12 protein-coding genes are annotated in these 13,497 nt (G+C 60.8%); 7 read left to right on the top strand and 5 right to left on the bottom strand.

Features of this window, described 5'->3' with window-relative positions:
* Positions 1–522: 522 nt before the first annotated feature.
* The 7 genes from WMO20_RS13645 to WMO20_RS13615 all read left to right on the top strand — a co-directional run bounded on the left by WMO20_RS13645 (position 523) and on the right by WMO20_RS13615 (position 7,318).
* Positions 523–738: a FeoA family protein gene (locus WMO20_RS13645; protein ID WP_112090590.1), complete on the top strand. Its 216-nt coding sequence runs from the start codon at positions 523–525 to the stop codon at positions 736–738.
* 51 nt (positions 739–789) lie between these two features.
* A complete protein-coding gene (locus tag WMO20_RS13640; protein ID WP_005927392.1) occupies positions 790–1,011 on the top strand; it encodes a FeoA family protein in 222 nt (73 codons plus the stop codon).
* Between the two features lie 29 nt (positions 1,012–1,040).
* Positions 1,041–3,227, top strand: coding sequence for a ferrous iron transport protein B (gene feoB / locus WMO20_RS13635; protein WP_349187219.1), 2,187 nt, complete (start codon positions 1,041–1,043; stop codon positions 3,225–3,227).
* Positions 3,228–3,251: 24 nt separating this feature from the next.
* Positions 3,252–3,407, top strand: a complete 156-nt coding sequence (locus WMO20_RS13630; RefSeq protein ID WP_005927399.1) for a FeoB-associated Cys-rich membrane protein — start codon at positions 3,252–3,254, stop codon at positions 3,405–3,407.
* Between the two features lie 121 nt (positions 3,408–3,528).
* Positions 3,529–3,918, top strand: a complete 390-nt coding sequence (locus tag WMO20_RS13625; RefSeq protein ID WP_349187218.1) for a metal-dependent transcriptional regulator — start codon at positions 3,529–3,531, stop codon at positions 3,916–3,918.
* Positions 3,915–5,645, top strand: coding sequence for an ABC transporter ATP-binding protein/permease (locus tag WMO20_RS13620; protein ID WP_349187216.1), 1,731 nt, complete (start codon positions 3,915–3,917; stop codon positions 5,643–5,645). The genes WMO20_RS13625 and WMO20_RS13620 overlap by 4 nt, the downstream gene beginning before the upstream one ends.
* Positions 5,645–7,318, top strand: coding sequence for an amino acid ABC transporter ATP-binding/permease protein (locus tag WMO20_RS13615; protein ID WP_349187215.1), 1,674 nt, complete (start codon positions 5,645–5,647; stop codon positions 7,316–7,318). Before WMO20_RS13620 ends, WMO20_RS13615 begins: the two co-directional genes overlap by 1 nt.
* 47 nt (positions 7,319–7,365) lie before the next feature.
* Here WMO20_RS13615 and WMO20_RS13610 read toward each other — a convergent pair whose 3' ends face one another.
* The 5 genes from WMO20_RS13610 to WMO20_RS13590 are packed head-to-tail and all read right to left on the bottom strand — an operon-like array spanning position 7,366 to position 13,378.
* On the bottom strand, positions 7,366–8,298 hold the full coding sequence (locus tag WMO20_RS13610; protein WP_349187214.1) for an ATP-binding cassette domain-containing protein: 933 nt from the start codon (positions 8,296–8,298) through the stop codon (positions 7,366–7,368).
* A gap of 1 nt (position 8,299) precedes the next feature.
* Entirely contained in the window at positions 8,300–9,349 is a 1,050-nt protein-coding gene (locus WMO20_RS13605) for an ABC transporter ATP-binding protein (RefSeq protein WP_316539432.1), read from the bottom strand.
* A gap of 10 nt (positions 9,350–9,359) precedes the next feature.
* Positions 9,360–10,382: an ABC transporter permease gene (locus WMO20_RS13600; protein WP_349187212.1), complete on the bottom strand. Its 1,023-nt coding sequence runs from the start codon at positions 10,380–10,382 to the stop codon at positions 9,360–9,362.
* The gene (locus tag WMO20_RS13595; RefSeq protein WP_316539434.1) at positions 10,382–11,323 is read right to left on the bottom strand and encodes an ABC transporter permease; all 942 of its coding nucleotides are present in this window, start codon (positions 11,321–11,323) and stop codon (positions 10,382–10,384) included. The genes WMO20_RS13600 and WMO20_RS13595 overlap by 1 nt, the downstream gene beginning before the upstream one ends.
* A gap of 27 nt (positions 11,324–11,350) precedes the next feature.
* Entirely contained in the window at positions 11,351–13,378 is a 2,028-nt protein-coding gene (locus tag WMO20_RS13590; RefSeq protein ID WP_349187210.1) for an ABC transporter substrate-binding protein, read from the bottom strand.
* Positions 13,379–13,497 lie beyond the last annotated feature (119 nt).

The following is a 13,497-nucleotide window of genomic DNA, read 5'->3' as shown; positions in this document are numbered from 1 at the left end:
AAGTCGAAGCACAAAAAAGCTAGCGCTGCGCCAGTCGGCGCTATCGCTTTAACGCTTTTTTCGCTTCTCCATTAAAAGCCCCTCAGTCGCTGCGCGACAGCTCCCCCAAGGGGGAGCGAGCACGCCCGCACACTTTGCGCTTGAGCCGGGAAGTGTACCGCCATGCCAAGGGTCCCATCCCAGAGGGGGCTGGCACGGCGATAGCCGTGACCGGGGGAGTTTAGCGCGTTAGCGCCTGAGAGGGTTTTTCTCCGTCACCCTGCCCTATAAAACCGCAAAACACTCCCTAAAAATGTAAACATTGGATAACTTTATTTCAAAAAATGGAGTTAGTCATTGATGATTTTGATAAAAATGCAGGCCGGTTCCGGCATAAAATTTGTTTGTTCATATAAACTAACTATGAGATGTGAAAAATCTATTGACAAGCTTGGTTAGCAGAGGTAAACTATCTACGCTGATAGTTACGGCTGACTAACCACCGCAGCATCACATATTTTTCAAGGGAAGGGGAGCACAGCGATGATGCCTTTGACGATGACAAAAGCAGGCGAGACTGTCACCATCCGCAGAATCAGCGGCAAGGACGAGGTGCGGCTGCATCTGGCCGAGCTGGGGTTCGTGGTTGGCAGCGAGGTGACCGTGGTCAACGAGATCGCGGGCAACCTGATCGTGCAGGTCAAGCAGAGCCGTCTGGCACTGGATAAGACCATGGCAAGCCGCATCATGGTGTCCTGAGCAGCGCCTTCCCGGTGCTGCATGAAATACTGCAAGGGAGGAACGAGTACGATGAAAACACTGAAAGACGTAAAGGTGGGCGAGACCGCCACCGTGGCACGGCTGCACGGCGAAGGCCCGGTGAAGCGCCGCATCATGGATATGGGCATCACCAAGGGGGTGCAGATCTATGTGCGCAAGGTGGCACCGCTGGGCGACCCCATGGAGCTGACCGTGCGCAACTACGAGCTGAGCGTGCGCAAGGCCGACGCTGAGATGATCGAAGTGGTCTGATAAGACCAAAGGGAGGAAAGGTATCCGCAATGAGCATTAAAATTGCACTGGCCGGCAACCCGAACTGCGGCAAAACGACCCTGTTCAACAACCTGACCGGCTCCAACCAGTACGTGGGCAACTGGCCCGGCGTTACTGTGGAAAAAAAGGAAGGCAAACTCAAGGGCGATAAGGACGTGATCATTCAGGATCTGCCCGGCATCTACTCGCTGTCCCCCTACACGCTGGAGGAAGTTGTCTCCCGTACTTACCTTGTAAAGGAGAAGCCCGACGCCATCCTGAACATCATCGACGGCACCAACATCGAGCGCAACCTCTACCTGACCACCCAGCTCATCGAGCTGGGCATCCCGGTGGTCATGGCTGTGAACATGATCGATCTGGTGCGCAAGAACGGCGATAAGATCGACCTGAAGAAGCTGAGCGCAGAGCTGGGCTGTCAGGCTGTGGAGATCAGCGCACTGAAGGGCGAGGGCACCGAGGCCGCCGCAAAGGCTGCGGTGGCAGCTGCCAAGGCCGCCAAGACCGGCGAGCTGCCCCATGTGTTCACCGGCAGCGTGGAGCACGCCATTGCCCACATCGAAGAGTCCATTCAGGGCAAGGTGGATGACCGCTTCCTGCGCTGGTACGCTGTCAAACTGTTCGAGCGCGACGACAAGGTGCTGGCAGAACTGAAGCTCGACAAGGCACTGGTGGATCACATCGACGAGCACATCCGGGACTGCGAAACCGAGATGGACGACGACGCCGAGAGCATCATCACCAACCAGCGCTATGCATACATCAACACCGTGGTGGGCAAGGCTGTCAAGAAGAAGGCCCGCGTGGAGCATCTGACCGTTTCCGATAAGATCGACCGGATCGTTACCAACCGTGTGCTGGCACTGCCCATCTTTGCAGTGGTGATGTACCTGATGTACTCCCTGTCCATGGGCACCTCCATTGCGGACGGCGGCTGGGCCATCGGTACCTTTGCCACCGACTGGACCAACGATGTCCTGTTCGGTGAGATCGTGCCGAACGCGCTGGGCGGCTTTTTGGAGAGCATCGGCGTGGCGGGCTGGCTGTACGGCCTGATCATGGACGGCATCGTGGCCGGTGTGGGCGCGGTGCTGGGCTTTGTGCCCCAGATGCTGGTGCTGTTCTTCCTGCTGTCTATCCTGGAGGACGTGGGCTATATGTCCCGCGTGGCCTTTATCATGGACCGTATCTTCCGCAAGTTCGGCCTTTCCGGCAAGAGCTTCATCCCGGTGCTGGTGGGCACCGGCTGCGGCGTGCCGGGCGTTATGGCAAGCCGTACCATCGAGAACGAGCGTGACCGCCGCATGACCATCATGACCACCTGCTTTATCCCCTGCGGCGCAAAGATGCCCATCATCGGCCTGATCGCCGGTGCACTGTTCGGCGGTTCTTCGCTGGTGGCAGTGTCTGCCTACTTCATCGGCATGGCAGCCATCATCTGCTCCGGCATCATGCTGAAAAAGACCAAGCTCTTCGCAGGTGATCCCGCTCCCTTCGTGATGGAGCTGCCCGCCTACCATGTGCCTGCATGGGGCAACGTGCTGCGGGCAACCTGGGAGCGCGGCTGGTCCTTCATCAAGCGTGCAGGCTCTGTGATTTTGCTCGCTACCGTTGTGCTGTGGTTTATGCAGGGCTTCGGCTTCGAGAATGGTGCCTTCGGTATGGTCGAGGATCAGGACAACTCCGTGCTGGCTGCTATCGCTACCAAGGTCGCATGGATCTTTGCACCTCTGGGCTTCGGCAACTGGCGTGCAACCGTCGCTTCCGTCTCCGGCCTGATTGCAAAGGAGAACGTGGTTGGTACCTTCGGTGTTCTGTATCACTTCGGCGGCGAGCTGTCTGAGAACGGCGACGAGATCTGGGCTGCTGTTGCGAAGGACTACACCGCTCTGTCGGCTTACGCCTTCATGATCTTCAACCTGCTGTGCGCTCCCTGCTTCGCTGCTATGGGCGCCATCAAGCGCGAGATGAATAACGGCAAGTGGACGGCCATCGCCATTGGTTACATGTGTGCTCTGGCTTACTGCTCTGCGCTGGTGGTGTATCAGCTGGGCGGCCTTATCACCGGCGAGGTGCACTTCGGCCTGTTCACCGTGGTGGCTGTTGTGGTGCTGGCAGCGTTTATCTACCTGATGGTGCGCCCCAACAAGTACGCAAACAACAACGAAGTAAAGCTGGATACTTCCCGCATCTGATAGAAACGAAAGGGTGTATGCTGTATGATGGAATTTATTGCAACAAACTTTAATCTGCCCACCATCATCGTGGCAGCGCTGGTATTCGGCGCGCTGGGCTGGGTCGTATGGCACACCCATAAGCACGGCGGCGGCTGCAGCTGCGGTGGCGATTGCAGCCACTGCAAGGGCTGCCACTAAACACTGAACCGCAAGGAGCGCGGGCTGAAACTCTCGGCTCGCGCTCCTTTTTTAAGTAAAATAAAGTTAGCTTATGATAACACCGGGCAGACCCCGGCGCGTAAAAAGGAGAGTGACCGGTATGCAGCTGACCGCAGCGCATCTGCGCTATCTGCTGGCTATCTACGAGGTAAGCCGCACCCATCTGGACATCAGCTCCCGCAGCATTGCGGAAAAGCTGGGGGTGACAAAACCCTCGGTGGTGCGCATTTTGAACCTGCTCATGGAGCAGGGCATGATCGTAAAGGAGTACTACGGTAAAATTTACCTGACCGACCGCGGCATCTGGGTGGCAAAGCGGGTGCAGCAGGAGCTGGACGCCATTCTGGCGCACTTCCCGCCGGTGAGCGGGGAGCTGACAGACGAGGAAAAGTGGAACGCCGCCCTTGCCATGACCAGCGCCCTGCCCCAGCGCCTTTTTACCGCCGACTATGAGCGGATGGTGGAAGGGGAAGAGGAGAAACACCCATGATAAACAAAAAACTGCTGTCCTTCGACCGGGCGGCGCTGCGGTATGTGGGAGCAAACGTGGCGTTCCAGTGGCTGGGGCTGGTGTGTAATATCATCTTTGTCCGGGCGGTCGCACGGCTGGTGGGGGCGGCTTTTGCGGGCAGCCTGACCGCTGCCGCACTGCGGCAGAATATCCTGCTCTGCCTTGGCATGGTGCCGCTGCGCTTTGCCTTTACTATGCTGGCCTCCGGCATGAGCGATCAGGCATCGCGGGACGTCAAGCGCACCCTGCGCAGCAAAATTTATGAAAAACTTACCCGCCTTGGCCCCGGCTATACCGCCACGGTGGCTACCAGCGAGGTGGTCATGCTGGCCAGCGAGGGCGTGGAGCAGATCGACACCTACTTTGCAAAATATTTGCCCCAGCTGTTTTACAGCCTGCTGGCACCCGTCACCCTGTTTGCGCTGCTGGTGGGGGTGCACGCGCGGTCAGCGGTCATTCTGCTGTGCTGTGTGCCGCTGATCCCCATGTCCATCGTGGCGGTGCAGAAGTTTGCCAAAAAGCTGCTGGCAAGCTACTGGAGCGAGTACACCACGCTGGGCGACAGCTTTCTGGAGAATATTCAGGGGCTGACCACCCTGAAAATTTATCAGGCCGACGGCTGGAAGCACGAGCAGATGAACGCCGAAGCCGAACGCTTCCGCAAAATCACCATGCGGGTGCTGACCATGCAGCTGAACTCGGTCACCCTGATGGACCTGATGGCCTACGGCGGCGCAGGGCTGGGCATCATCAGCGCCGTGGCAGCCTTTGCTGCTGGGCAGCTGGAACTGACCGCCACCTTGACCATTTTGCTGCTGGCGGCAGACTTTTTCCTGCCGCTGCGGCTGCTGGGCAGCTACTTCCACATTGCCATGAACGGTGCAGCTTCGGCAGAGAAAATTTTCCGTCTGCTGGCGGCAGAAGAGCCACAGGACGGCGCACAGAGCGCCCCGGCGGATACCACGCTGGCGCTGGAAGATGTGACCTTTGGCTACGAGACCGGCCGCACCGTGCTGAAAGACGTTTCCTTTACCGTGCCGCAGGGCAGCTTTGTCTCGCTGGTGGGTGCTTCCGGCAGCGGCAAAAGTACCATCGCCGCCCTGCTGGCGGGGCGCTGCACCGGGTATACCGGGCAGGTGACCATGGGCGGCGTGCCGGTGCAGCAGCTGCAGCAGTCTGCGCGGCAGCGCACGCTGACCGTTGTGCCCCATGATTCCACCATTTTTAAAGGCACGGTGGAAAACAACCTGCGCATGGCAAAGCCGCAGGCGGCGGAGAGCGAGCTCTGGGCGGCGCTGGAAGAGGTGAACCTTGCGGACTTCTGCCGCAGCCAGAACGGCTTGCAGACCGCCGTGCACGAGGGCGGCAGCAACCTTTCCGGCGGGCAGCGGCAGCGCCTTGCCATGGCGCGCGCTTTGCTGCACGATACCCCCATCTACCTCTTTGATGAAGCTACCTCCAATGTGGACGCCGAGAGCGAGAACGACATCATGGCGGCCATCCGGGGTCTGGCGGGAAAAAAGACGGTGATCCTGATCTCCCACCGGCTGGCAAACGTGGTGGACAGCGACTGCATCTATGTGCCGGAAAACGGCGGCATTGCCGAGCAGGGCACCCACGCGCAGCTGCTGGCGCAGGGGGGCGCTTACTGCCGCCTGTACACTGCCCAGAAGCAGCTGGAAACCCTTGCAAAGGAGGATGCCTGATGCATAAAACAACGAACCATCGCACGCCTGCCGCCATTGTGGCGCGGCTGATCGTGCTGGTAAAGCCCATGCTGCCCATCATGGCGGCAGCCATCGTTATGGGCGTGGCGGGGCACTTCTGCGCTACCTTCATCACCATTTTCGGCGGCTTTGCCATCCTGACCGCTGCCGGGCTGCAAAGCCCGCTGCCCACCGTGGGCACGGCCTTTGGGTGCATTCTGGTGTTTGCCCTGCTGCGCGGCGTGCTGCGCTATGCGGAGCAGGCGTCCAACCACTATATCGCCTTCCGGCTGCTGGCGCTCATCCGGGATAAGGTGTTCGGCGCACTGCGCCGCCTGACCCCCGCAAAGCTGGAAGGCCGCGACCGGGGCGACCTGATCTCCCTCATCACCGCCGACATCGAAGCGCTGGAAGTGTTCTACGCCCACACCATCTCGCCGGTATGCATTGCCGTGCTCTGGGCGGCGGGCATGACCGCCTTTACCGCGCACTGGCACATCCTGCCCGCGCTGGCGCTGCTGGCGGGTTATCTGCTGGTGGGCGCGGCGCTGCCGGTGTGGAGCGCAAAGCGCGGACAGGCCGTTGCCCGGGAATACCGGCAGGCGCTGGCCGATACCAACAGTTATGTGCTGGAAAGCCTGCGCGGCCTGCGGGATACCCTGCAGTATCAGGACACCGCCGCCCGGGCGGCGGGTATCACCGCCCACAGCGAGACGCTGGGCGCAAAGCAGACGGCGCTGAAGTACCGCGAGGGGCTTATTGTTGCCGTGACCAACACCCTGATCCTGTTTACCACGCTGGCGGTGCTGGGCGTGAGCCTGTGGCTGTACCAGCGCGGTGAACTGGCGGCGCAGGGGGTGCTGGTGTGCACCCTGACCGCCCTCAGCTCCTTTGGGCCGGTGGTGGCGCTGGCGAACCTTGGCGCAGGGCTGACGCAGGTATTTGCCAGCGCAGACCGCGTGCTGGCGCTGCTGGACGAAGCACCGGTGACCCCCGAGGTGACCGACGGCGAAAACACTCCCTTTGCGGGTGCCGAGGTGCGCAATGTCAGCTTTGGCTACGCGGGGGAGCAGGTGCTGCGGGAGATCAGCCTGACCATCCCGGAAAAAAAGATCGTGGGCATCACCGGACGCTCCGGCAGCGGCAAAAGCACCCTGCTGCGGCTGTTGATGCGCTTCTGGGACGTGCAGACTGGCAGCATCCGGTTCGGCGCAGAGGACATCCGGCGGGTGAACACCGCCGCCCTGCGCGCACAGGAAAGCCTTGTGACGCAGGAGACCGAGCTGTTTGCGGATACCATCGGCAACAACATCCGCATCGCAAAGCGCGATGCTGCGCAGGAAGAAGTGGAAGCCGCCTGCAAAAAGGCTGCGCTGGATGACTTTATCCGCAGCCTGCCCAAGGGCTACGACACCCCTGTGGGCGAGCTGGGCGGCACCCTTTCCGGCGGCGAGCGGCAGCGCATCGGCGTGGCGCGGGCATTTTTGCACGATGCCCCCTTTTTGCTGCTGGACGAGCCTACCTCCAACCTTGACAGCCTGAACGAGGGCATCATCCTGCGCGCCGTCCGCGCCGAGTGCAAGGACCGCACGGTGCTGCTGGTATCCCACCGCAAGTCCACTATGGCTGCAGCGGATGTGAGCTTCTCGGTAGAGAGCGGAAGAGTAAGTTAAACAAATGCAAAAACCGGACAGCCCGCGGGCTGCCCGGTTTTGTTCTGTCAGTTCGTCCCGCTTCCAGCGAGCCACTGCGCCGCTTCTGCGTCATTGCACAGCACCCAGTGCTGCGGGCGCAGCTGGCGCCACGCGGGGGGCGCGGCGGTGTAATCGTGCATGGCGGGGTCGTACACCAGCAGCTGCTTCTCCCGCTCCCGGCGCGGGTCCGGCATGGGGATGGCAGAAAGCAGGCTGCGGGTGTAGGGGTGCAGCGGGTGGGAGACCAGCTCCTCGGCGTCCGCAAGCTCCAGGATATTGCCCTTGCGGATGACGGCAATGCGGTCGGAAATATAGCGCATCACCGAAAGGTCGTGGGCGATGAACAGGTAGGTGATGCCGTGCTGTTTTTGCAGCTGGCGCAGCAGGTTGAGCACCTGCGCCCGGATGGACATATCCAGTGCACTGATAGGCTCGTCTGCCACGATGAACTCCGGCTCTACGATCAGCGCCCGGGCAATGCCGATGCGCTGGCGCTGCCCGCCGGAAAATTCGTGGGGGAAGCGGGAAGCAAACTCCGGCAGCAGACCCACGTCCAACAGCGCCTGCCGCACCTTCTCCTCCCGCTGCGCGGCGGTAAGCTCCGGGCGCACGTTCTGCAAACCCTCGCCTACGATGTAGCTTACCTTGGCGCGCTCGTTCAGGGAGGATTGCGGGTCCTGAAAGATCATCTGAATTTCGCGCGTGAGCTGCTTATCCAGCGCACGGGAAATTTTGCCGTTGATGCGCTGACCTTTGTATAAAATCTCGCCGCCGGTGGTGGGCAGGATACGCAGAATGGCGCGGCCGATGGTGGTCTTGCCGGAGCCGCTCTCGCCCACAAGACCGAAGGTCTCGCCTTTATAGATGGTGAAACTGGCGTTCTGCACCGCAGAATAGGCTTTGCGCCCGCTGCCGTAGGTCACCTGTAAATTTTTTACTTCCAGTAACGGCTCTGCCATATCACAGCCCCTCCTTTTGCAGCTTTTTCACCGCAGCGGGCGGCTCGATGTGGGGTGCGCGGGGATCCAGCAGCCATGTGCGCGCTTTGTGGGTGGGCGACACTGCAAAGTAGGGCGGCCGCTTGACAAAATCGATCTTCAGCGCCTGCGGGTTGCGGGGCGCAAAGGCATCGCCGCGGATCTCGGCAAACAGGTTGGGCGGCGTGCCCGGGATACTGAACAGATCCTCGCCCTTCACGCCCATCTGGGGCATACTGGACAGCAGCGCCCATGTGTAGGGGTGGCGGGGGTCGTAGTAGATTTCGTCCGCCGTGCCGATCTCCACGATGTCGCCTGCGTACATCACCGCCACCCGGTCGGCAAGGTTTGCCACCACGCCAAGGTCGTGGGTGATGAGCACGATTGTCAGGTGGTACTTTGCCCGCATCTGCCGCAGCAGCTGCAAAATCTGCGCCTGAATGGTCACATCCAGCGCGGTGGTGGGCTCATCGCAGAGCAGAATTTTCGGGTTGCACGCCAGCGCAATGGCAATAACCACCCGCTGCCGCATTCCGCCGGAGAATTCGTGGGGGTACTGCTTGTACCGCAGCGCGGGGTCCGGGATGCCCACGTCCCGCAGGTATTCCAGCGTCTTTTCCCGCGCAGCAGCGCCCTTTAAGCCCTGATGCAGGGTGACGGCCTCGGTGATCTGCTCGCCGATGGTCTTAAGCGGGTTCAGGCTGGTCATGGGGTCCTGCATCACCATGGCGATCTCCCGCCCACGGACGGCAAGCCACTCTTTTTCGGTCTTGAGCGCCGCAAGGTGCAGCGGGACGCAGCCGGGGGTGGGGTAGTAGTCGATGCTGCCGCCGGTGATGCTGCCGTTCGCGTCCAGCAGGCCCATAAAGCTCTTGGTGAACACGCTTTTGCCGGAGCCGCTCTCGCCCACAAGAGCCAGCACCTCGCCCCGGTAAAGGTCGAGGTCGATGTCCCGGATGGCGTGCAGGGTGCGCCCGCGCAGCCCGAACCGGATCTGCAAGCCGCGCACCGAGAGGATGGGGTCTTGGGTCATGGCTTCCTCCTTACTGCAGATGGTTCTTGGGGTCGGCGGCGTCCGAGAAGGCGTTGCCGATCAGGTAAAAGGCGATGGTGACAAAGCTTAAAATCAGGGTGGGGTAGAGCAGCTGGTACCGCAGTCCTGCCTGCATCATCACCTTGCGGCCATCGTTCACCAGATTGCCCAGAGAGGGCGTTTCCACCGAGAGCCCAAGGCCGATGTAGGTGATGAACACCTCGTTGCCGATGGCTTCCGGGATGGTAAGCGCCATGCGCAGCATGATGACCGAAACCAGATACGGCAGCAGGTTGCGCAGCACGATGCGCAAAGTGGGCGTGCCGATGCAGCGGGAGGCGACGTTATAGTCCCGGTCGCGGATAATTAAGATCTGGTTGCGGATGAACCGCGCCATCTCGATCCAGCCCTTGATAGACATACCAAGGATCATCGTCCAGATGCTGGGGGTAGCCACATAGGAGATAAGGATGAGCACGATGGCGGTGGGGATGTTATCGAAGATGTTGTACAGCTCGGTGAACACAAAGTCCAGCCCGCGCACATAGCCCCACAGCACACCGGCGGTAATGCCCACGGCAGCTTCGATGACCGCCACGAAAAAGGCGATGGTCAGGCTGGTGCGCGCCCCCGCCCAGATGCGCGCCCACAGGTCCTGCCCGATGGAGTTGGAACCCCAGAGAAAGCCCTGCTGCCCCGGGGCGATGTTGCGGTACTGGATGCCGGTGGCGGGGTCTACAGCGCAAAGGTTTGGGTCTGCCTGCCCGGGCAGCAGCGGCTGCGCAAAGGCGAACACCACCACCGCCGCCAGCGCTGCCAGCAGCGCCACGGCAAGCTTATTTTTGAAAAAGGCACGGAAGGTGCTGCCCCAGTAGCTGTAACTGGTGCTGGCAGTGGCTTCCGCCTGCTGGCTGCTGAACCCGGCGGGGGTGAAAAGCTCCTCCTCCGGCAGGGCAGCCCACGCGGCGGGGCCGTCCTTTTGCAGGGTGTTCAGCTGCGTTTCCAGCTGACGGGAACACGCGCGTTTGAACATCAGCGGCCACCTTCCTTCTTGCCAAAATTGATGCGGGGGTCAATGAGCACCATCAGGATATCGCCCAGAATCAGCCCCACGATGCCCACACAGGCGTACAGCAGCACGATGCCCTGCACCATGGTGTTGTCGTGGCGCTGCACACAGGTGACCAGCAGCCCGCCCATGCCGGGAATGCTGTACAGGCTCTCGATATAGATGGAACCCACCACCGTATTGAGAAACGCCGAGGGGATATACTGCACCAGCGGCACCATAGCGTTGCGGAACACATGGTGCAGCGCGATATCCCGCCCGCACACGCCCTTGGCGCGGGCAAGACGGACGTAGTCCTTGTTGCTTTCGTCCACCATGTAGCGGCGCAGCCACATGGCGTAAAAAGCAAGGTTTGCAAGGCTCATGCTGCACACCGGCAGCACCCAGTAGCGCCAGTTTGCGGCGTTGAAAAGCAGCCCCACGCCCACCGCCGCCGTACCATACATCTGGATGTACAAAAAGTACACTGCAGCGGGCACAGCCTGAATGAGCACGATAAGCGCCGTACCCAGCTTGTCCGGCCAGCGTCCCTTGTACTGCCCCATGATAAGCCCCAGCGGAATGCCCAGCACAAGGCTGAGCAGCATGGCCAGCACGCCCATCTGTACGGAGATGGGCAGCTTCTGGGCTAAGATCTGGGTGACCGGAGCGTTTACCTTATAGATATGGCTCACGCCAAGGTCGCCGTGCAAAGCGTTTCTCCAAAAGCGCCCCACCTGCACCGGCAGGGGGTCTAAAAGTCCCATAGCCTGCAGCCCGGCCTGAATTTGCGCCTCGGACATTTTTTCGTAGTTTGCAAAGTAGCCCTCCACCGGCATGAGCCGCAGCAGGCAGAACACCAGAGTCACGATGATAAACAGCGTCAGCACCGAGCGCCCGATGCGCTTTGCAAGATATTGCACCATGGTGTGCACCTCTCTTTTTTCTAGCCCTTACCGTGCATCCCGGTTGTGGTTATACTCGTCCATGGAGACGTAATGGTCAAGGATATGGATGCCCTTGAGACGGTTGGTGGAAAAGCCGGTGGGGGCGTACTGCCCCTCCCACAGGTTCAACCGGGTGGCGATGTAGGGCGGCACCGGCAGGCTAAGCGGGATGACCAGCGCATTCTCGATGAGGTACGCTTCGGCATCGGCAAAGGCAGCGTACCGAGCGTCAAGGTCGGCAGTGATGGCCTTGGCCTTTTCCACCATGTCCATGTAGGTCATGACATAGTCGGCGGTCTCGCCGGTGATGATGCCGTCCTCCACGCCGGTGCGCAGAAAGGCGTAGCAGGTGCCCCGGTCGCCCGCCTCCTGATAGAAGGGGTACACCTCGGTCTCGGGGTCGGAGTAGTCCGCGCCCCAGTAGTAGGACATGAACTCATAGGCACCCGCGCGGCGCACTGCATTCAGGAAGTTATCGGACGGCCCCTGCGTGATGATGATCTCCACAAAGTCGAAGCCATCGTTCAGTACGCCCTCCACCTGCTGTTTGAACACCTGACACTGCTTGTCCCAGTCCACCACGGCGGGGTTGTAGGGGTACTGTACCTTGATGGGGAAGGTAGCCCCCGCAGCGGTCAGTTCCTGCACGGCGGCGTCACGGTACTGCTTGGCGGTGGCTTCGTTGAAGTGGCCGGTCACCTTGGCAAGCGCACCGCATTCGGTGTAGTCCACGCCCTTGCTGTTTGCGCAGAAGGAGGGCGGGGTGATGGTGTGCAGCTTGTAGTTCTCGTACCCTTCCGGCGCAGTGACCGCCAGCGTGACGGCGGGGTTGATGGCGTAGAGGAACGCCTTGCGGAAGTTGGTGCTGTTCACCGCCTTGGCCCAGTTGTCCGGCTGGTACTGGGCGTCCACGCCGGTGGTGTTCCAGTTGGGGAACTGGTGGGCGTAGGGCAGGAAGTTGAAGAAATAGAAGTAGCTCTTGCCGGTCTCCGGGCGCTCCATGGACACCATGTCCTTGGTGGTATCGTCCGCCAGCCAGCTGTCCAGAATGTCCGAGCTGATGGTGGCCTGGTCGATCTCGCCGCGCCGCACCATCTCCGGGCCGCTGATGAGCGCCTCCTGATTGTAGATGTAGCGGATGGTGTCGATGTACACGTTGTCCTTATCGTAGTTTTCGGGGTTTTTCTTCATCACCCAGTTTTCCAGCGGGGTGTACTCCGCCAGATAGAACGCACCGCAGTTGCAGGCGGTCTCGGCGCTGGTGCAGAACTGGTCGCCCAGCTCTGCCAGCATGGGGCCGTAGGCGGGCTCGAAGGGGGCGTAGTTCAGAAGGCTCAAAAAGCCCGGGAAGTCGTAGTTCAAGGTATAGGTCAGGGTGTGCTCGTCCACGGCACAAACGCCCACGGAGGAAAAATCCACGGCAGGGCAGGTGGTGGTGCTGCCATCGGCGGCGGTCACGGTGACGGTGCCTGCGGCGTCGATGGTGTAGGTGGTGCCGTCCTCGGCTACGGTGCCGTTGTTGGCGTTGTTGCGCCAGACGCAGTAGTTATAGTAGTCCTCAGCCCCGGCCACATAGGGGGTGACAAGGCTGGCAGTGCCGGAAGCGTAGTCCGGGTCCAGCAGATAAGCCAGCGCGTCCACAAAGTCCTGCGCGGTCACGGGGCCCAGCACTGCGCCGGTATAGTCCACCCAGTTCTCGTCCCGCAGGTGGAAAGTCCATGTCAGGGTGTCGGCGTCCCACTCCCAGCTGGTGGCAAGACCTTCGCGGATCTTGCCGCGGCTGTCGTACTCCACCAGCGTGTCTACGCAGTGGGTGCCGTGGTACAGGTCCGGGTCGGCAGAGCAGATCAGGTAGTTCAGGGAGGCGGGCTGACGGGCATACAGTACGGTGTAGGTGGTGCTGTCGCCGGTTGCGGCAGTGCCGCCCGCAGAGGAGCCGCCGCAGCTGCTCAGCAGCCCGGCAGCAGCGGTGGAAAGGGCTGCTGCACCGCCGACCTTCAAAAACTGACGGCGGGAAAAAGCATGATGCATCATAAAAACCTCTTTCGCTCTTTGTAAAAAAGAGGTAACGGAACCACATCCGTTACCTCTCTGTAACAAGTCCATCGGCTACCAACGGTAACTTTAAGCCCAGTATAGCATTGTTTGGGCGC

Source organism: Faecalibacterium intestinale (genome assembly GCF_040096575.1).
GTDB classification, from domain to species: Bacteria; Bacillota; Clostridia; order Oscillospirales; family Ruminococcaceae; genus Faecalibacterium; species Faecalibacterium intestinale.
The sequence above is the reverse complement of the archived record's forward strand: the minus strand, read 5'-3'. Positions and strand labels throughout refer to the sequence as shown.